Here is a 19,212-nt window from a genome sequence, read left to right as displayed (position 1 = left end):
CTGTTCGACCGCGGGCGAATCGTTATAATTGGAAAGGCGCTTCCATGAAGCTCATGCTTTCTTCTCTCCTTGCCGGCTCGCTCATTTTGTCGTCCGTCGCAGTTGGCTTCGCCCAGCAAACGCCCGCGGCGGCGCCCGCAAGTCCCGCCGCAGCTCCTGCCGCGGCGAGCAAGCCGAGCGGCCTCTCCGATGACGCCAAAAAGGCGAAAGCCAAGGAATGTTCGACGCAGGCTGACGCCAAGGGGCTGCACGGCAAGGAGCGCAAGGCCTTCCGGCAGAAATGCAAACAAAGCTGAACCGAGGCGGGTTTTGCCCAAACGGTTATTAGCGCGTCGGCCGATCCGGCTCGGCGCGCACCGCCTTAGAGAAAACGGAAACCGCTTTGCGGGCGATCCTCTCTAATTAATCCATGAGAGTCATGTGGCGCGGCGCGGCTTTCGGACAGGGCGCTGCGCCTGTATAAGATCCGCCCGTCGCCTCCCCCGGATCGCAACGCGCCAGCACGTTTAAGGCGCGACCCAACAAAGACCCATGACCGTCATCCGCTCGATCCTTTTCAACATAGCGTTTTACGTCAACATCACAGTGTTGGCTTTCGCCGGCCTGCCGACCCTCTTCATGAAGCGCGACGCCGTGCAGGACCTTGCCCGTCTGTGGGCGCGCAACTCACTGTGGCTGCTCGACAAGCTCTGCGGCGTGAAAGTCGAGTTTCGCGGCCGGGAGAATTTGCCCCCCGGCGCCTGCATCATCGCAGCGAAACATCAGTCGGCGCTGGAAACCTTCGCGCTGACCACGCAGATGAATGATTTCACCTTCGTCCTCAAGCGCGAACTGATGGCGATTCCGTTTTTCGGCTGGTACCTGAAAGGCGCCGGCCAGATCGGGATCGAACGGGCAAGGCGCGGCCAGGCGCTGGCGGAACTGACCCGGCAGGTTCGCGAAGCGATCGACGAGCAGCGCCAAGTCTTCATCTTTCCGGAGGGAACGCGAACTCTCCCCGGCGCCGCGCCGGACTATAAGTCGGGCGTCGCCCATCTGTGCGCCGCAACGGGGGCAGTCTGCGTGCCGGTCGCGTTAAATTCCGGTCTGTTCTGGCCGCGTCAAGGATTCCTGCGGCGGCGCGGGCGCGTGGTGATCAAATTTCTGCCGCCGCTCGCCGCCGACGTCGACAAGCAGAAGTTCATGCGCGTTCTGCAAAGCCGCATCGAGGCGGCGACGGAAGAATTGATCGCCGAGGCGATCGCCGCCGATCCCTCCCTGTCTGTGGAGCTGGCGACCGTTTGATTTTGGCGCGACGTCAAGGGACTCGCGCAGAAATCAAGAACAAAACCGCATATAAGGTTGACAAAATCCCGCTTTGTTCTATGTCTGTTCCGAATGTTTTTGATGGAGCTGGAACAGATGGGCGTCGTCCTTCGTCTTTCGCAAAAAGGCCAGCTCCCCGAATGCGCCGAGACGCTTGCGCCTTTCTGGGGCGCAGAGAGCAGCTCCGATCGCCGTCAGCCCTTGCGAAACGCGCCGCTGCATTGCCTTGCGGGGGGCAACCTCGCCGGTCGCTTTCATAAATGGCGCGCCGCCTCCGGCCGCTCCTATATTTTCTCCGTCTTTCCCGTTTCCGCCGCCCATGATTTTGACGACAGCGATCTTGGCGGTCTTCCGGCGTTTGAAAGCGCGGTCGTTCTCGCCATGGGATTCAACGCAGTCGGCCAGCGCCGCAGGCTCGGCGCTTTTGAGCTCTGCTGTTCGGGAGGGGCCTCTGCCGACGCAAGCGAGACAGTCGCGGCGCTGATCCGCCTCGGCGCGCGTGAGTGGCATGTCCATCTGCTGGCGGAGGGGAGCAAGGCGCGGCGGGCGCTCCTCGCCGATTTGACAGATTAGCGCATGTTCAAACGCCGCAGAGCTTAGGCCTTCGCGGCGCGGCCCCGCCGTTCGCGATAAGACCGAAACCCAGCCGCGTCAGACTTGCAGCAGAAGCGCGACCAGTTCGCCTTGCCGGTGGGTTCCCGTCTTGGCGAAGATCGACTTCAACTGGTTGCGGGCCGTCTCGCGCGAAATGTTGAGTTCGATCGCGGCCGTGTCCGGGCCGACGCCTCGCGCGATGATCGCCGCGAGCTTGGCTTCGGACGGCGTCAGCGAGAAGATCTTGGCGAGCAGAGCGGCGGGCGGCCCCGGACGGGGCCCGAGGGAACTCAAGGTCAAAAGCGCCCGAACGTCCGAAGACGGCCAGCGCGCGCCGCTGTCGATCGGCCAGATCCGCACCAAGACCGGCAGCTTGTCCTGCCGCGGCACAATGATCGGCTCGATCGACGGGGCAAAGCGCGGCGTCGCATATTCGAATTGATCGACATAGATGCGCAGCTTGTTGCGCGCTTCCAGATCGCGGATAAAAAGCCGGCGCTGGCGCACCCTGATGTCATTGTCGAACAGGGCTCCCGCCGCGGTGTTGCTCTCGACGACGCAGCCGTCAAGGTCGAGCAGAAGCGCCGGCAGCGACAGAATATTCAGCGGATCGGTTGTGTTTAGATCGCCGACCGGCGAACGCGAGAGGAGCCCAATCTCGGCGACGCGCCGCGTCAAGCCGGCGTGCGCGCGCTTTTCCTCGCATTCCAGGTTGATTTCGTCCAAATACATCGCGAAGGGAGTCATGATCTAATTCTACGCCTGTAAGGAAGCGCAAACGCGCGGAATACGAATGATCGTTGGACCGTCGACGCTTCGAGCGCCCAAACAATTTCGATAAAAACCGAATGACTCTGCGCTAAAAAAGCTCCGTAGCTCATTCAAAGCGCGGCTGATCGGTCTTTATCGCTCCTGTTTCTCTAAAGTGATTTAATACTTGCCTGCGGGCCGCGGTGTGCGACAACGCACACCGGCCTTGTTATTACAGGAATTTCACTTCACGACCGTAATATTGCGGCCGCTTAACCTACATTAAGTTTAGTTTAGGCGGACCCAAAACAATGATTCCCCCGTAGACGCCAAGCATAGCGCCCGCTCTCGTCCCCGCTGACTTGCGGCTAAAGTGTGGCACAACACCGCCGGCCTGTCATCCGAACGCGACGCCATTCCGGCGACTCCATGCTGATTATGGCGAAGCTGTGTTGAAAAAGCGACAGAAGCTGGACGGGTTCAGTCGAGGGCTTGAGCCGCGCGGGCAAACCGCTTATGTCCAGCGTCCGGGACGAGATCGCCCGAGCGCAAGCGCCGGCGCTCGTCCCGTCCCGACCACAAACGGAGCGGCGAGGGACGCGGCCCCACACCGGGCATTCTGAAGCTGCGCATTCGCTTACGCCGATTGGTTTCGGCGACTGAGCCGAGGAGTTCACGATATGATCGATGTTACCTTTCCCGATGGCGCCACGCGTCAGTTTCCCGCCGGCGCAAGCGGGTTCGACATCGCCAAAGCCATTTCCCCCTCGCTCGCCAAACGCACGGTCGCCATGATCGTCGACGGCTCCCTAAGCGATCTCGCCGATCCCGTCCGCCACGGGGCGCGCGTGGAGTTCATCGGCCGCGAGGATAAGCGCGCCCTTGAGCTCATCCGCCACGACGCCGCGCATGTCCTCGCCGAAGCGGTGCAGACGCTCTATCCGGGCACGCAAGTGACGATCGGTCCCGTCATCGAGAACGGGTTCTATTACGATTTTTTCCGCAACGAGCCGTTCACGCCGGACGATTTTGCCGCCGTCGAAAAAAAAATGGCCGAAATCATCGCGCGCGACAGGCCCTTCACGAAGGAGGTCTGGAGCCGCGATCAGGCGCGCTCCTTCTTCGAGACAAGGGGCGAGGCGTTCAAGGTTGAACTCGTCGACTCTATTCCGGGCGACGAGGATCTGAAGATCTACCGGCAGGGCGACTGGCTCGACCTCTGCCGCGGCCCGCATATGACCTCAACCGGCAAGATCGGCGACGCATTCAAGCTGATGAAGGTCGCCGGCGCCTATTGGCGCGGCGATTCGAACCGCCCCATGCTGCAACGCATCTATGCGACGGCCTTCGCCACGCGCGAGGAGCTCGCGGCCTATCTGAGGCAGATCGAGGAGGCCGAGAAGCGCGACCATCGGCGGCTCGGGCGGGAAATGGACCTGTTCCATTTTCAGGAGGAAGGCCCCGGCGCGATCTTCTGGCACCCCAAGGGCTGGACCCTGTTCCAGACCCTCATCGCCTATATGCGGCGACGCATGGAGGCTGACGGCTATCTCGAAGTGAATACGCCGCAGGTGCTCGACCGCGCCCTCTGGGAAACCTCCGGCCACTGGCAGACTTTTCGCGAACACATGTTCCTTACCAAGACCGAGGACGAGCGGATCTTCGCGCTGAAGCCGATGAACTGTCCCGGCCATGTGCAGATCTTCAAGAACGGCCTCAAATCCTATCGCGACCTGCCGCTGAAGATCGGCGAGTTCGGCGTCGTGCATCGCTATGAGCCGTCCGGCGCGCTGCATGGGGTCATGCGGGTGCGCGCCTTCACGCAGGATGACGCGCATATCTTCTGCACGGAAGATCAGATCATGGCTGAGAGCCTCAAGGTCAATGATCTGATTCTCTCGATCTATCAAGACTTTGGCTTTGACGACGTCATTATCAAGCTCTCGACGCGCCCCGAAAAACGCGTCGGCTCGGAAGAGGCCTGGGACAAGGCGGAGGCGGCCCTCGGCCGGGTCGTCGACATGCTGGCGGCTGGAGGCGCGAAGACCGGCGTCAATCCCGGCGAGGGCGCGTTTTACGGTCCAAAGCTCGAATATACGCTACGCGACGCGATCGGCCGCGAATGGCAATGCGGGACGACGCAAGTCGATTTCAATATGCCCGGCCGCTTCGGGGCCTTCTATATCGACGCCGACAGCGACAAAAAGACGCCAGTCATGATCCATCGCGCGATCTTCGGATCGCTCGAACGATTCACCGGCATTCTGATCGAGCATTTTTCAGGCAATCTGCCTTTGTGGCTGGCGCCGGTGCAGGTGATCGTCGCGACGATCACCCAGGACGCCGACGACTATGCGCTCGAAGTGGCGGCGGCGGCCCGCAAATACGGCCTGCGCGTCGAAGCGGATTTGCGCAACGAAAAGATCTCCTACAAGATTAGGGAGCATTCCCTCGCCAAGACGCCGGTGCTGATCGTCGTCGGCAAACGGGAGGGGCTGGAGCGCACTGTTTCGATTCGGCGGCTCGGCGCTTCCGATACGACAAGTCTGAGCCTCGAGACGGCGCTGGAGCGCCTCGCGGACGAAGCAACGCCGCCAGATCTCAGGCGCCTTCGCAGCGCAGCATGAATATTGCTTCGCGTCAGAACGAACCCTGCAACCGCGCTGTCGCGAAGATTGCGCGCTTGCTACCGTAGGATGTACTGTGAGAGGACTGCGGCGGTCGCTAACGTTCTTCAATGAAGGAACGATGAATACTCGCATTCGTAAATAGTTCAGACGCGTTTGGCGGAGTGATATTTTCGTGAATACGACGTGCTGTCGCGCACATAGCGGGCAGAATGACCACTCCAAGGCTGGCTTTTAGGTTGATTTTTCGGGGTTACCGTAGCCTAATGCTAACAGAGACCAGCGGAACATTGCGAGTCTGGGAATGTACTTTAATCGCTTAAGCCAGATTGCTGAATCCGAGATTGACGGGGACGTGGTAGCCGCTTCCTCTGCAAAACTTTATGTATCCTATAAAAACATTGAGGTGATCGCGGGCTGCGTCGATATATTCTTGATTACCCTGTCCAGCGTATTGGGCGTCCTTTTCTATCAGTATATTTGGTCGGGCGAGAGCGCCCCTATCGAAATAAGCCTCGGCGTCGGGCTGTCTCAGGCGTTGCTCTATACCTATGTCGCCAGCTCCCGCGGTCTTTACCGCCTGCCGGTTTTACTTGCGCCCTCGCGATATTTAGGCCGCATCTTCATGACCTGGGCGGTCGTCGTGCTGTTTGTGGCGATCTTTCTGGTTTTCCTGCGCGGCGAGACCGTGCTGCCGCGCGGAGCCATGACGGCCGCCGCCGTCATGCAGATTTCTCTGCTTCTCGTCGCGCGCTGGCTCGCCGAGAAGACGTCGCGGTCGCTGATGGCCAGGGGCGGCCTCGCCGGCCGCCGGGTCGTCACGCTCGGCGAGCCCTCCGAACTGCTGCGGCTCTCGACGGCTGTCCTGTTCCGTTATTTCGGCCTCACCGAAGTCGCCCGCGTCTCATTGGCGAGCGGAAGCGGGGCATCCGCGGAGGATGTGCTGGTGGATCTCGACCGCGCCTTGCACGAGGCTCGTGAATCTCACGCCGATCAATTCGTGGTGGCTCTGCGCTGGAACAACGCCGCGCTGCTCGAAACGGTGCGGGAAAGATTGCGCGCGTCGCCGCTGCCCGTGGAGCTTCTTCCCGATTATACGATTCGTTCGGTTCTGGGACGCCGCCTGCTGTCGACCAGCGGGCCTGGCCTGACGCTCGAAATCCAGCGGGCGCCGCTGACCCGCGTCGAGCAGACGATCAAGCGCACGCTCGACATCGTCTGCTCCTCAATCGGCATTGTGCTCCTATCGCCGCTGTTCGTCATGATCGCCGTTTTGATCAAGCTCGACAGCAAAGGTCCCGTCATCTTCAAGCAACGCCGCAACGGCTTCAACGCCCGGCAGTTCCAGATTTACAAATTCCGTTCGATGACGGTGCAGGAAGACGGCGACAAGATTGTGCAGGCGAGACGCAACGACCGCCGCGTGACGCGCGTGGGTCAGTTTCTGCGCCAGTCCAGCATGGATGAGCTGCCGCAGCTGTTCAATGTGTTGAAGGGCGATATGTCGCTGGTGGGCCCGCGCCCGCACGCCCTCGCGCATGACAATGAATATAAGGTGCTGATCGCGAAATATGCGTTCCGCCATCACGTCAAGCCGGGGATCACCGGCTGGGCGCAATGCAATGGCCTGCGCGGGGAAACCGGCCAGCTCGAGCAGATGATCGAGCGCGTCAAACTCGACCTCTGGTACGTCAACCATTGGTCGATCGCGCTCGACATCAACATCCTGCTGCGCACCTGCTTTGAAGTGCTGCGCAACCGCGCCTATTGAACGTTTCCTCTCCCAATTCTCTCCCTTGGCGCAAACGAAGCCGATAATTTTGCACAAGGATGATCCTTCAAAAAGAGGGTCATCCTTTTTGCTTGTGCGGACCTGACCTCCCCGGAAGCAAGGCGCCGAAAAGCGCCCGCCTTCCGAATCCGTCTGAGATCGTCCGGCCTTCGTCGCGCAGTCAATAGAGCGCTGGCAGACGCAACGGCGTGCGGATCGGTCCGATCGACACATAGCCGTCGGCGATGCGCAGGGGCAAATGGATCGCCTGCGGCCCCTCCTCCTTGCCGGGCGACCCTTTCAGGAAGTTTGTCAGCAGCGAGCCGGCGGCAATCAACCCGGGGTTGACGCCAAAGCGGCGCAACGTCGGATCGAGCCCACGCAAGGACGCGTCGAGTTCGCCGCGCGGCCGCCGCCCCTCGTCGAGATAAAGGCTTCCCGTCGCCTTGAGCTCCGCGGCCCCGCTGACGAGCCGCGCCGATTTGACGTCGATCCTGCCGCCGTTGGCGCGCCAGCGCTCGACCCGGTCCAAAAGCGGTCCGGAGCCGGGAAAATCGGCCCCGACGACCACCGCCGAGACAGTTGCGTCAAGCGGCGCCTGCAACGCCAGCACATTGCTCAGCAGCGGCGCGGACGCCCCCTTGAGCATGATCGAGACATCCTGCGCCGCCTGAGCGCCCGGCGTCGGCGCCAGCGTCGCCTGCGCGGTTTCCGCCGCCGCTTCGATCGGCGCGCCGGCCGCGGTCGCCCCTGTCAGCGCTAGCCCGGCGCCATCGAGCGTCAGCCGCGGCGCCTGTTCGGAGCCGCCCTCAACCTCGAGCTGCAAACTCCGCCACTGCAAAGCAAAATGATCGCCCTCATGCGTCCGCGCCGTGAATGGCGGCTCGATTCGAATGTCGATCCGCCGCGGCTGGAAGACGTTCGAGGCGGCGCGGAATCCTCCGACCGATCCCGAAAAGCTGCGGTCGAGGATCATTCCCTCAAAATCCAGCGCCGGGCAGATCACCTCGACGGCAAAGGGATAGCCGCCGATGTGGCGCTTGGGGCAGCTCCATTGACGCCCCGCTTGCGCCTCCTCCGTGATCCAGGACGTCAGCACCGCGTCGGTCTGGCTGGCGGCAAGGCTCCAGAAATAGTACCAGGCGGCCAGGCCAGCGGCCACGCCCAGCGCCAGAGCGACGCCGACGAGCCGCGAGGCGCCGGAGCGCCGCGGCTGCGGTTTTGTCATCAGCATTATGCGCTTCCCATCTTTTCGCGCCGGCCCTCATCGTTTATAGCGCGGGTTCGCCAGGAGCAAATCGAGGATGAGCGTCGCACAGGATCTGTGGGTCTTTGGCTATGGCTCGCTGATGTGGCGGCCCGGCTTCGCCTTCGTCGAACGGCATGGCGCTCTCGTGCGCGGCTACCATCGCTCGCTTTGCGTCTATTCTCATGTTCATCGCGGGACCGCCGCAGTTCCGGGGCTGGTGCTTGGCCTCGATCGCGGCGGCTCATGCAAGGGCGTCGCCTTTCGCGTCGGAGCAGGTGACGCCGCGCAAACGCTCGCTTACTTGCGCGCGCGCGAGCAGGTGACCGCCGTCTATCGCGAGGTTTCTCTCTCCGCGCGCCTTTCTGACGGCCGCCTGGTTCCCGCGGTCTGCTATGTCGCGGACCGTGGACACCTCCAATATGCGGGGCGGCTGGAACGGGAAGAGCTCTTGCGCCTGACGCGGCAGGGCGTCGGCCTGTCCGGCGCAAACGCCGACTATGTGCGCAACACGCACGCCCATCTCGCCGAATTGATGATTTCCGACGACACGCTGGATTGGCTCGTCGGGCGGTTCGACTGAACGTCGCCTCAGGCGGAGATTTCCTTGGACTTTGGCCGCCGCTGAAGAAAACTCGGGATCGCCGCCGCATCCTCGCCGGCGACGTCCACAATGACGAGATCGATCAGGCTCAGCACGTCTTCGCAGGAGGTGGCGACGTGGTCGTTCCACTGCGTCAAGGTGCGATCATAGCCATATTGCTTGCGCAGCACCGTCGAAAATTTTCGTTCGAAATATTGGAAATAATATTCCTCATGGGCGGCGTCGAGCATTCGCCACGCCTTGCAAAGCGCCCCGGACAAACAATAGCGGCATGCCGACCCGCTATTGGCGTCAACCACATTGCCGGTTTCGTCGCGGGCGATACAAAACTGATTCCAGCCGCTGCGCTGGAGCAACGACCGCGCCTCTAGAAGAATTTCAACTATGATTTTCTTTTCCACGCGTCATCTCTTGAGAATCACAGCAGCTACTTCCAGACAATGCGACGATCTATTAGCAACCCAAGCCCTTTAGTGGACGCCTTCCATTCTGTTTGGCTATTTAATAACATTAGATTCGCAGTCTGGATTAAATTGTGAGTCCGCTCCAGTCTACGACGCCGCCTCTATTGAATTACGAAATTCGTCATTCATCATAACGAAAATTTCGCTAATATTCGACAACCTAGATGAGCCCTATCCCCCGCACAAGCAGCGATATCCAGCGGCGCGGCCGCGTTATATTTGGATACACCTGATTGCGCCCACGATAACGTTGATTTTACGCTGATTTCAGTCTTGCAGCCGGGCGCGGCGCGGATGGCCGCATGCCCGGACCGTCGACCCGTCGCCGCCAGCCATGTTAAGCTCTCGCCATGACCGAAATCGAACTGAAGCTCGCCGTTTCGGCCGATCCCGCGGCCCGCGCCCAAACGCTGGACGCCCTGAAGGACGCGATGGCCCGCGCCCGCGCGCAAACGCTCGACTCCTGGTATTTCGACACCGCCGATGAAGCGCTGCGCGATGGCGGATTCACTCTGCGGGTCCGGCGAGCCGGAAAACAGCTGCTGCAAACGATCAAGCAGGACAGCGGATCGGTTTCCCAGCGTGGCGAGTGGGAGCGCCCCATCGACGGCAAGGCGCCGACGCGCAGACAAGGCGCGAGCGCCGCCTGCGTCGATTTTGCGATGATTAGCGAGACGCCCCTTGCCGAATTGGCCGAGGCGGCGCGTCCGGATCTGCGCCAGGCGTTTCACATCTCGGTCAAACGCGCCTTTCTCTCGCTCAGCGAAGAGAATGCGCAGATTGAGGCTGTCCTCGACAGCGGCGAGATCACGGTCCCCGGACCAACCGCCGCCGAGGCTATCTTCGAGGTCGAGCTCGAACTGAAAAGCGGCGGCAAGAGCGCCGTCTACACCTTGGCGCGCCGGCTGGCGGCGAGGGCCCCCTTGTCGATCAGCCTGATCAGCAAGGCCGAGCGCGGCTATCGCCTAGCGGCCGGAGCGTCGATGCGTCCGGCCAAGGGATCGCAGCCGCGCCTGGGCGACGCGATGACGGCCGGCGCCGCGTTCGAGGCTATCTGCAATGTCTGCCTGCACGACTTCATGTTGAATGCGCGCCTCCTTACGGCGCGGCCCGCGCCGGCCCATCCCGTCGAGGCAATCCATCAGGGCCGCGTCGCGCTGCGGCGCCTCAGGGCCGCGCTCGCTCTGTTCCAGCCCATTGCTGGCGACGAATATTTTGCTGCGGCGAACGACGAATTGAAACGCATGGCGCGATTGTTTGGCGCTGCGCGAGATCGCGACGTCATGCATGAAGCGGAAATCAAGGCCGCCCGCGGCGAGCTCACAGGCGAGGCGCGCGAATTTGCCGCTTGGCGCGACTCCAAACGCCTGGCCCTGCGCGCCGCCCTGATCGAGGCGATCGAAGCAAAACCCTGGCGGATCTTTTTGATCGATTTCTGCGAATGGCTGGGAAGCGGCGGCTGGCGGGCGAAAAAGGCCGAGCGCGCCGACACGGCGAAATTCATTCGCAAGCGGCTCGCCAAGCGGCGTAAGGCGCTCCTGCAACAGGGGGAAAACCTCGAGGGCCTCGATCCGGAGGCGCGCCACAAGGTGCGGATCGACGCCAAGAAGCTGCGCTATATGGCCGAGTTCTTCATCGACTGCCCGGAGGTCGCTGACAAAAAGAGCCTCGGCGCGCTTTTGAAGCGCCTTGAGACGATCCAGTGGTCGCTCGGCGAGATGCATGACGCCGAAACGAGGCTGGATGCGGACGAAGCGGATCTTCGCCTTTGGCGTCAAGAAACCGGTCGAGTTGAATCCGGCGAACTCGCTCTCGCCGACGCGCCCCTCGCCGCGCCGGCCGAGGACGGCCAGAAATGGCTCGGCGAGGCGCTGCGGGCCTTCGCCAAACTCGCGAAGGACGACCCGTTCTGACTATCTCTCGTGTTGAAAATGCTCTAACACAAAGGCCTGCGGCTGGATTGCGCGGCGCCTTGGCGCCTTGACGGCGGAACCCGGTCAGGATTTTATTGAGCGCGCAGGCAAAACTCGCACGAATGTGGAAACCGCGTCTATTCGGAGCCGCGCCGGCGACGCCGACTCTTCCCGCCGGCGTGCGAATTTACGCGATCGGCGACATTCATGGCCGCGCCGACCTGCTCGATCAGGTTTTTTCGCGGATCGACGCGGATCTGGCGCGTTATCCCATCGCCCATCCGCTGCAGATTTTCCTTGGCGACTATATCGATCGCGGCTCGCATTCCGCTGACGTCGTGACCAAACTCATCGACCGCGCAAGGCATCACAAGGTCGTCTGCCTCAAGGGCAATCACGAGATCTATGTCCTGGAGTTTCTGCGCAATCCGCCGATCCTGAGATCTTGGGGACAATATGGCGGTCTTTCGACGCTCCTGTCCTACGGCCTCGCGCCGAGCTTTTCTCCCACCCCCGAGGAGGAAGACGAACTCGCGCGGGAGCTCGCCCGAGTTCTGCCAAAAAGCCATTCGCATTTTTTCAGCTCTTTGCCGGTTTCCTTCGCCTGCGGCGACTATTTCTTCGCTCATGCAGGAATCCGTCCGGGCGCGCCGCTCGCGCGCCAGAGCGAGGAGGATCTGCTCTGGATCCGCGAAGAATTCCTCTCCTGCGAAGAGTCCTTCGAAAAGGTCATCGTCCATGGCCATACGCCGGTGATGGAGCCGGAGGTTCGCCGCAACCGCATCAATGTCGACACCGGAGCCTACGCCACGGGACGGCTCTCCTGCGTCAGGCTGGAAGGCGATCAGATCAGTTTCATCTAGATTTTTTTGCGTCAGAGTCTATTCAATCGCAAAGCGAAGCTTTACGGCAAGACCATGGGGAGTGAGCGATGAGCCTCGAACCGCCTCGACCGAACTTCATGTTCGAGCGAGAACCCGGCCCCGCCGCCCTCGAAGAACCTTTAAAGCTACGCATCGGCCTTATCGTTTTCGCCGGCGTCCTCGCTGTCGGCGCCGTCTGGATGCTGCTTGTGGCGCTGATCGCCCCGCCGGCGATCGCCCTGCCGTCGGACCGGCAAAGCGCGAGCGCGGCCGCGGCGCACAGGACCAGCGCGCAATGGGCCGCCTGGCTCGGCCTCATCAGGGGCGATCTCTATGCGCAGGCCGCCTTCGCCGACGCCGAGCTTGCCTATCTCGACAAGGCGGGCGCGGAAGACCCAGCCAATGCGGCGCGCATCGCCCGGGCCCGCTCCAACGCGCTCACGGCGACGTCCCTGTCGCCCGTCAATGGCGCAGCGTGGCTTTTGCTGGCCGAGTTGCCGGCGGCCTCCGGAAAAGGCGCCGACGCAAATCCGGCCGCGCCACTTTTTATGTCCTATTTCACCGCCCCGAACGAGCCGACGCTGGCGCGGGCCCGCCTCGACCGCGCGCTCGCGACGCGCGCAGGCCTCGACAAGGACCTGCAGGAATTCATGAAAAGCGATCTACGCCAGATCCTCGCCGACGGTCCGCAGGGCAAGGCGGCGATCTTCGCGGCCTATAAGGCTGCGTCGCCGCAAACCCAGGCCGTTCTCGAATCCCTCTCGGCCGACGTCGATCGCGATTTCGCGCGGTCCCTCCGCGGCGAGCCGCCGAAATGAGCAGGCTTCCTCGCCTCCCCTCGCGAGCTGCGCCTCGTCGATTGTCCGCAGCGGCTGGCGAGCGAAATTTTTCATAAACTCCAGATGAAAAGGTCGAACTAATGAGCAAGATCAAGGTCGCAAATCCCGTCGTCGAACTTGATGGCGATGAGATGACCAGGATCATCTGGCAATATATTCGCGATAAACTCGTTCTCGCTTATCTCGACCTCGACCTCGAATATTACGATCTTTCTGTCGAAAATCGAGACGCTACCGCCGATCGGGTGACGGTGGACGCGGCGAACGCCATCAAGAAGCACGGCGTCGGCGTCAAATGCGCGACGATCACGCCCGACGAAGCGCGCGTGAAGGAATTCAACCTAAAGCAGATGTGGAAGTCGCCGAATGGCACGATCCGCAATATTCTCGGCGGCGTCATTTTCCGCGCGCCGATCATCTGCAAAAACGTTCCCCGCCTGGTGCCGGGCTGGACGCAGCCGATCGTGATCGGCCGCCACGCCTTCGGCGATCAATATGCGGCGACCGATTTCAGGGTGCCAGGCAAAGGCAAGCTCACTATCAAATTCGAAGGCGACGACGGAACGGTCATCGAAAAGGAAGTCTATAAATATCCAGGCGCCGGCGTCTCGCTGTCGATGTACAATCTCGACGATTCCATCCGCGATTTTGCGCGCGCCTCGCTGAATTATGGCCTCGACGCCAAATATCCCGTCTTTCTCTCGACCAAGAACACCATTCTCAAGGCCTATGACGGGCGCTTCAAGGATCTGTTCCAGGAGGTGTTCGAGGCCGAATTCAAGGAAAAGTTCGACGCCGCCGGCATCATCTACCAGCATCGTCTGATCGACGACATGGTCGCCTCGGCCCTCAAATGGTCCGGCGGCTACGTCTGGGCCTGCAAGAACTACGACGGCGACGTGCAGTCCGATACGGTGGCGCAGGGCTTTGGTTCGCTCGGCCTCATGACCTCCGTGCTGCTCAGCCCCGACGGCCGGACTGTCGAGGCCGAGGCCGCCCATGGGACGGTGACGCGCCACTATCGCGAACACCAGAAAGGCAAGGAGACCTCGACCAATTCGATCGCCTCGATCTTCGCCTGGACGCGCGGCCTGTCGCATCGAGCCAAGCTTGACGACAATCCGGAACTCGCGGCCTTCGCGCAGACGCTCGAGAAGGTCTGCGTCAAGACCGTCGAATCGGGCTTCATGACGAAGGATCTCGCCCTGCTCGTCGGCGCCGATCAAAGATGGCTTTCGACCACCGGCTTCCTCGACAAGGTTGACGAGAATTTGCGCAAGGCGATGTCTGCGCCCAAAGCGTGAGTCTGGCCGCTCCGGAATCGCGCCTTCCATCGCAGAGGCAATGGCCCGCTCGCCTATCGTCGCGCGGAGGAGCGAGGGGGGAATAACTCAAGGCGGCGGCGTGACTTAGATTGAACAAGCGCGCCGCGATATGTATAAGGCAGCCATTCATCACGACGGAGGCTTTCCGGTGGCTGCCGATATGGTCGATGACGGCTATACGCCTTCCGAATCAGAGACGTTCATGAATGAACGCCAACGCGATTATTTTCGCCGCAAATTGCTCGCCTGGAAGGAAGACATCCTGCGCGAGAGCCGCGAAACCCTGGTCGCGCTGCAAACCGAAAACGAGAATCATCCCGACGTCGCCGACCGCGCGTCGTCGGAAACGGATCGCGCCATCGAACTTCGCGCGCGCGACCGCCAGCGCAAGCTCATCGCCAAGATCGAATCGGCGTTGGGACGGCTCGACGACGGCACTTATGGCTATTGCGAGGAAACCGGCGAGCCGATCAGTCTGAAGCGCCTCGACGCAAGGCCGATCGCGACGCTGTCGGTGGAGGCGCAGGAGCGCCACGAGAAGCGCGAGCGAGTCTATCGCGACGGATAGCGAAATCCACGCCGATTGCGCGCTGACGCGCAAGAAACGGCAAAGTCAGAAATTTTGAGCGGGAATGTCGGCGCCTGCGATGCTTCAGACGCCGCCCGACCCACGCCCCAGCAGCTTGGCCAGCTCTTCCTCAAGCGAATCGTCCGCAGGCGTCGCGGCGAAGCTTTTCACAAGGTTGACGCGTTTTTCGGCAGGCGGCGGTGGAACGTCGATCGGATTGTCGGTTTCCGCCCGCCTCGTCGAAACATTGGCCTCAGCTAGCGGCGTCCCCACGAGATCCGGAAGCCGGGGCGGCGCAATCAGCGGCGCCTCTTCGGGCTGCTCCAGAGCGGCGGCGACGGCCGCGACGAAGTCGAACGGCTCGCTCGCCCGCGCAGGCGCCGCCGGCGTGATCGGCGGCGCGGGTTGTTTGGCGCCCGCCTCGACGACGTCGCGCCGCGGCTGCCGATCGCTGCCTTGCAAAGGCTCAGTCGCCGACGCTGGATCGGCGCCCTGCCCGATTTGCGGCATATCCGCCTCGGCCGGCCCGGCCGGCTTGGCGGGCTGCGCGCCCTCGATGGCGCCGACAAGGGTCGTTTGCTCGGAAACCGGCGGCTCCGTTGGCGGCGTCTGCGCCGGCGCGCCCGCCGGCGGATTGATCTGCCGCGCAAGCGTCTCGGCAAGCTGGCGCGGCGGCGGCGGGCGCAGGAAAGGCGTCGCCAGCGAGGCGCGCTGGAAGGAATTCGGCGCCGCGCCCTCAGAAGAGCGCAGAGGTGGATCGGCGCGAAGCAGCGGTTCGCGCGGCGGCCTCGGCGCAACGGCTGCGGCCGGCGCCGGGCGGCGCGCCAGCGAAAAAGCCGGCGTCCGCGCCGCCGGCGCGAGGCCGGGTTCGCTCAAGGGCGCGCCCGCCTCATTCGCCGCAGCGGCGGCTGGAAGCTCGGCGCCGCTCGTTGCAGCCGCCGGCGCGGCGATTGGCGAGAGCGGAGCCTTCCACGCCGGCGGCTGATTCGCCGTCCGCGCCGCGACGGTTTCGGTATCGGGCTGCCACGCCGGGGCCGGCGCGGCGCCCGACCCGAATGGGGCCGCGACGGGCGTCAGAGCGGGCTCTTTTTCGCGCAAGTCCTTTTCGCGCGGCTCCTTCTCGCGATGCCGCTCGCGCGCCTCGGCTCGGATGATCTCCGATTCGATGACAAGGTCGTTGGGGCCGCCGATCATCAAGAGATGCTCGACGTTGTCGCGTCTGATGATGACGAGCTGGCGCTGACGGTCGAGGTCGAAGGCGTCGACGACGCCGAGCCGGGGCAGCCGCGTCCGCCCGCCGCCCGGCGCCCTGACCCGCCGGCCGAAGGCGAGCCGGATCGCGAACAGAACCAGCGCGCCGGCCAGAAGGAGGGCGACCGCCGCCGCAATGAAGGTAAGCGGCTTGTTTTCCAAGATTTTGTCGATAAGGCCCTGCATCGGCTCGGCTCGCTGGGGAAAAATCTGCGCCAATGGGATCGTGATTCGTTCGATCGCGGGCGAGCAACAAAAGATGGCGCACACAATAGAAAATGCGCTCCCGCCAATCAAGGCGCACTGTCGCCGCGCGTCAGAAAAGCAGCATATTCAACTATTTTATGTCGTGGCCCTGGGGCCTGCGCGTAATGCGGGCGCGATCGGCCGCGATTTCGAGCCCAGCGCCGCTGAATGACATTTGCGCGCGACGCGTTTATTGAGAAAATTGACGGCGCAACCCTAGCGCCGGGCGAGTCGGCCAAACGACAGGGCCGGACGCGCGCGGCGCGCGAGGATTAAACATGATGATCGATCATCGGGGCGCCTTCGGCAGGACGGGCCGCGCCGGGCGCCCGGCGTTGATCCTTGCGCTTGTGATCCTCATTGGCGGCGCGGCCGCGCTGGTCCTGCTCGCGCCGCCGCAGACCGCCGCCATGATCGCCACAGCCGCGCTTGCGCTGTTCGCCGCGATCGGCGTCTTCGCCGCCTTCGCCCTCTCGGCTGGCCTGCTTCGGGTCGCGGGGCGGGAGGCCGGCGGCGACGATTTGCCAAAACGGATCTGCGACGAAAATCCGGACGGGCTGATCGCGACCCAGGCGAACGGCGGGATCCTTTACGCCAACCCCGCCTACCGGGCATTTTGCGCCTCTTCCAGCCTCGCCGAATTGCGCCCGGTCGAGCGGCTCATTGGCGGCGGATCGCCGGAGGCGTCCGAGGCGGTCTACAGGCTCGCGCAGGCCGCGCGCGAGGGCCGCGCCCACGTCGAGGAGACGCGCCTTAAGCCTTCGGCCGGCGGCGCAGCGGGGTGGCGGCGAATCGAGACGCGCCCGCTCCAATTTCCAGGGGCAAAGCGCGCGACCCTCTGGACCGTCGCAGACATCACGCGCGACCGCGAGCGGCAGGAGGCCGCCTTCCAGGAGCTCCGCCGCGCGATCGATTGTCTCGACAATGCTCCCGCAGGTTTTTTCTCCTGCCGCGGGGACGGGACGGTCGACTATGTCAATGCGACGCTGGCCGCCTGGCTTGACTATGATCTGGCGGAGATTGGCTCCGGCGGACTGACGCTCGGCGCCTTTCTTTCCGGCGATGCGGCCCAGCGAGTCGCCGCGCTTGCCGGGGCGCCGGGCGAGGTAAAAACCCAAATTCTCGATCTCGAGCTCAAACGGCGCGGCGGCCAAACTCTGCCCGTCCGCCTCATTCATCGCGTCACTTTCGACGCCGATGGCGCGGCCGGCCCCTCTCACAGTCTGGCGCTGGATCGCGCCGGCATCGCGGAGCGGTCCGACGATCCGCGCCGCGCCGAAACGTGGTTTCCGCGGCTTTTCGAGGCGACGCCGATCGCCATCGCCCTGCTCGATGGGCAGGGTCGCATCGTTCGCTCGAACGCCGCTTTCGCGCGCGTCATGCCCGACGCCGCTAAGCCGACGGACGGCGCGGAGCGCGGCGCCATCTACGCGGGAGTCGCCGCACGGGATCGCGCCGCGCTGGAATTGGCCCTCGCCGCCGCCGCCAAAGCGCGGCGCGACATCGCGCCCGTCGACGTCGCGCTGGCCGGCGAAGGCGACCGCTCGGCGCGCCTGTTCATTTCCGCCTCGGAAGAGGGAGACGGCTCGGGCGCAGCCATTTTCGCCCTCGACACCACGGAGCAGCGCGCGCTGCAGAGCAATTTCGCGCAGTCGCAGAAGATGCAGGCGATCGGTCAGCTCGCCGGCGGCGTCGCCCATGATTTCAACAATGTCTTGACGGCCATCATCGGCTTCTCCGATCTCTTGCTCGCCAATCATCGTCCGACCGACCCCTCCTTCCGCGACATCATGCAGATCAAGCAGAACGCCATCCGCGCCGCCGGACTGGTGCGTCAGCTGCTCGCCTTTTCCCGCCGCCAGACGCTACGGCCGCAGGTGCTGCAACTCGGCGACGTTCTGTCCGAATTGCAAATGCTGATGCGCCGCCTCGTCGGCGAAAAGATCCATCTCGAATTGCGCCACGGACGCGATCTCTGGCTGATCCGGGCCGATCTCAACCAGTTCGAGCAAGTGATCGTCAATCTCATCGTCAACGCCCGCGACGCCATGCCGGACGGCGGCGAAATTCTCCTGAAAACCCGCAATGTCGCGCCACATGAATGCGATGGCTTCGAGGAGAAATCGCTGCCTGCCGCCGATTATGTCGCGATCGAGGTCGAGGACTGCGGCCATGGCGTCCCGCCCGAGGTGAGGGACAAGATCTTCGAGCCGTTCTTCACCACCAAAGAAGTCGGCAAGGGAACAGGCCTTGGCCTCGCCATGGTCTATGGCATCGTCAAGCAGACCGGCGGGTTTGTGTTCTGCTCGAGCCCGCCCGGAAAGGGCGCGACCTTCACCGTGCTGCTGCCCCGCTATATTCCCGAGGCGGCCGAGACCGAGGCCCCTGCACCGGCCGAGCGGGGGAAGCCGGCGGCGGACCTCACCGGACGCGGCGTTATCCTGCTGGTCGAGGATGAGGAGGCCGTGCGCGCCTTTGCGGCGCGGGCGCTCGCCTCGCGCGGCTATAGCGTGCTGCAAGCCGGCTCCGGGATCGAGGCGCTCGAGGTCGTCGACCGCAATCCCGGCAAGATCGACCTCGTCGTCTCGGATGTGGTCATGCCCGAAATGGACGGGCCGACCATGTTCGGCGAATTGCGCAAGCGCGGCGTCAAGGCGAAGGTGATTTTCGTGTCCGGCTATGCCGAGGAGGCCTTTTCGAAAAACCTGCCGGAAGGGGAGGATTTCGCCTTCCTGCCAAAGCCCTTCTCGCTGAAGCAGCTGATCGAGGCGGTGAAGGGAACGGCGGCGGCGAGCTGAACCGCGCCGCCGCGCCGCCGGCCTTTCGTGCCGAAGCCTTTTCGACGG

At 63.2% G+C, this 19,212-nt stretch carries 17 protein-coding genes; 13 read left to right on the top strand and 4 right to left on the bottom strand.

Annotated features, from left to right (window positions below):
• Window positions 1–44: 44 nt before the first annotated feature.
• From MSIL_RS17990 to MSIL_RS17980, 3 genes are all read left to right on the top strand, one after another.
• Window positions 45–296, top strand: coding sequence for a PsiF family protein (locus MSIL_RS17990; RefSeq protein ID WP_012592500.1), 252 nt, complete (start codon window positions 45–47; stop codon window positions 294–296).
• 235 nt (window positions 297–531) lie between these two features.
• Window positions 532–1,284, top strand: coding sequence for a lysophospholipid acyltransferase family protein (locus tag MSIL_RS17985; RefSeq protein ID WP_012592499.1), 753 nt, complete (start codon window positions 532–534; stop codon window positions 1,282–1,284).
• A gap of 102 nt (window positions 1,285–1,386) precedes the next feature.
• The gene (locus tag MSIL_RS17980) at window positions 1,387–1,878 is read left to right on the top strand and encodes a hypothetical protein (protein WP_148213143.1); all 492 of its coding nucleotides are present in this window, start codon (window positions 1,387–1,389) and stop codon (window positions 1,876–1,878) included.
• A gap of 78 nt (window positions 1,879–1,956) precedes the next feature.
• On the opposite strand, the gene MSIL_RS20400 is transcribed toward MSIL_RS17980, so the two are convergent.
• Window positions 1,957–2,646, bottom strand: a complete 690-nt coding sequence (locus MSIL_RS20400) for a helix-turn-helix transcriptional regulator (protein ID WP_012592497.1) — start codon at window positions 2,644–2,646, stop codon at window positions 1,957–1,959.
• A 683-nt stretch (window positions 2,647–3,329) separates the two neighbouring features.
• Between MSIL_RS20400 and thrS the strand changes: the two genes are divergently transcribed.
• Window positions 3,330–5,276 carry a threonine--tRNA ligase gene (thrS, locus tag MSIL_RS17970; RefSeq protein ID WP_012592496.1) on the top strand — a complete coding sequence of 649 codons (1,947 nt, stop codon included), beginning with the start codon at window positions 3,330–3,332 and terminating at the stop codon, window positions 5,274–5,276.
• Window positions 5,277–5,580: 304 nt separating this feature from the next.
• On the top strand, window positions 5,581–7,047 hold the full coding sequence (locus MSIL_RS17965) for an undecaprenyl-phosphate glucose phosphotransferase (RefSeq protein ID WP_012592495.1): 1,467 nt from the start codon (window positions 5,581–5,583) through the stop codon (window positions 7,045–7,047).
• A gap of 181 nt (window positions 7,048–7,228) precedes the next feature.
• Here MSIL_RS17965 and MSIL_RS17960 read toward each other — a convergent pair whose 3' ends face one another.
• Window positions 7,229–8,281 (bottom strand): DUF2125 domain-containing protein, encoded by a 1,053-nt coding sequence (locus MSIL_RS17960; RefSeq protein WP_012592494.1) that lies wholly within the window; start codon window positions 8,279–8,281, stop codon window positions 7,229–7,231.
• 70 nt (window positions 8,282–8,351) lie between these two features.
• Here MSIL_RS17960 and MSIL_RS17955 point away from each other — a divergent pair, with 70 nt between their 5' ends.
• A complete protein-coding gene (locus MSIL_RS17955) occupies window positions 8,352–8,876 on the top strand; it encodes a gamma-glutamylcyclotransferase (RefSeq protein WP_012592493.1) in 525 nt (174 codons plus the stop codon).
• Window positions 8,877–8,884: 8 nt separating this feature from the next.
• Here the strand turns inward: MSIL_RS17955 and MSIL_RS22400 are convergent, their stop codons facing one another.
• The gene (locus tag MSIL_RS22400) at window positions 8,885–9,298 is read right to left on the bottom strand and encodes a DUF6197 family protein (protein WP_425277106.1); all 414 of its coding nucleotides are present in this window, start codon (window positions 9,296–9,298) and stop codon (window positions 8,885–8,887) included.
• 413 nt (window positions 9,299–9,711) lie between these two features.
• On the opposite strand from MSIL_RS22400, the gene MSIL_RS17945 reads away from it, so the two are divergent.
• From MSIL_RS17945 to dksA, 5 genes are all read left to right on the top strand, one after another.
• The gene (locus MSIL_RS17945; RefSeq protein WP_012592491.1) at window positions 9,712–11,274 is read left to right on the top strand and encodes a CYTH and CHAD domain-containing protein; all 1,563 of its coding nucleotides are present in this window, start codon (window positions 9,712–9,714) and stop codon (window positions 11,272–11,274) included.
• Window positions 11,275–11,396: 122 nt separating this feature from the next.
• Window positions 11,397–12,137 (top strand): metallophosphoesterase family protein, encoded by a 741-nt coding sequence (locus MSIL_RS17940; RefSeq protein WP_041368175.1) that lies wholly within the window; start codon window positions 11,397–11,399, stop codon window positions 12,135–12,137.
• A 68-nt stretch (window positions 12,138–12,205) separates the two neighbouring features.
• On the top strand, window positions 12,206–12,955 hold the full coding sequence (locus MSIL_RS17935) for a hypothetical protein (RefSeq protein WP_012592489.1): 750 nt from the start codon (window positions 12,206–12,208) through the stop codon (window positions 12,953–12,955).
• A 101-nt stretch (window positions 12,956–13,056) separates the two neighbouring features.
• Entirely contained in the window at window positions 13,057–14,280 is a 1,224-nt protein-coding gene (locus MSIL_RS17930) for an NADP-dependent isocitrate dehydrogenase (RefSeq protein WP_012592488.1), read from the top strand.
• A gap of 181 nt (window positions 14,281–14,461) precedes the next feature.
• The gene (gene dksA, locus MSIL_RS17925; RefSeq protein ID WP_425277120.1) at window positions 14,462–14,869 is read left to right on the top strand and encodes an RNA polymerase-binding protein DksA; all 408 of its coding nucleotides are present in this window, start codon (window positions 14,462–14,464) and stop codon (window positions 14,867–14,869) included.
• An 84-nt stretch (window positions 14,870–14,953) separates the two neighbouring features.
• Here the strand turns inward: dksA and MSIL_RS20395 are convergent, their stop codons facing one another.
• Entirely contained in the window at window positions 14,954–16,282 is a 1,329-nt protein-coding gene (locus tag MSIL_RS20395) for a flagellar biosynthetic protein FliO (RefSeq protein ID WP_187148675.1), read from the bottom strand.
• On the opposite strand from MSIL_RS20395, the gene MSIL_RS17915 reads away from it, so the two are divergent.
• On the top strand, window positions 16,257–16,538 hold the full coding sequence (locus MSIL_RS17915) for a hypothetical protein (protein WP_187148674.1): 282 nt from the start codon (window positions 16,257–16,259) through the stop codon (window positions 16,536–16,538). The two genes, MSIL_RS20395 and MSIL_RS17915, sit on opposite strands and share 26 nt — an antisense overlap.
• A 106-nt stretch (window positions 16,539–16,644) precedes the next feature.
• Window positions 16,645–19,164 (top strand): cell cycle histidine kinase CckA, encoded by a 2,520-nt coding sequence (cckA, locus tag MSIL_RS17910; RefSeq protein ID WP_012592485.1) that lies wholly within the window; start codon window positions 16,645–16,647, stop codon window positions 19,162–19,164.
• Window positions 19,165–19,212: the final 48 nt, after the last annotated feature.

The organism is Methylocella silvestris BL2, from assembly GCF_000021745.1.
GTDB lineage: Bacteria > Pseudomonadota > Alphaproteobacteria > Rhizobiales > Beijerinckiaceae > Methylocapsa > Methylocapsa silvestris.
The sequence above is the reverse complement of the archived record's forward strand: the minus strand, read 5'-3'. Positions and strand labels throughout refer to the sequence as shown.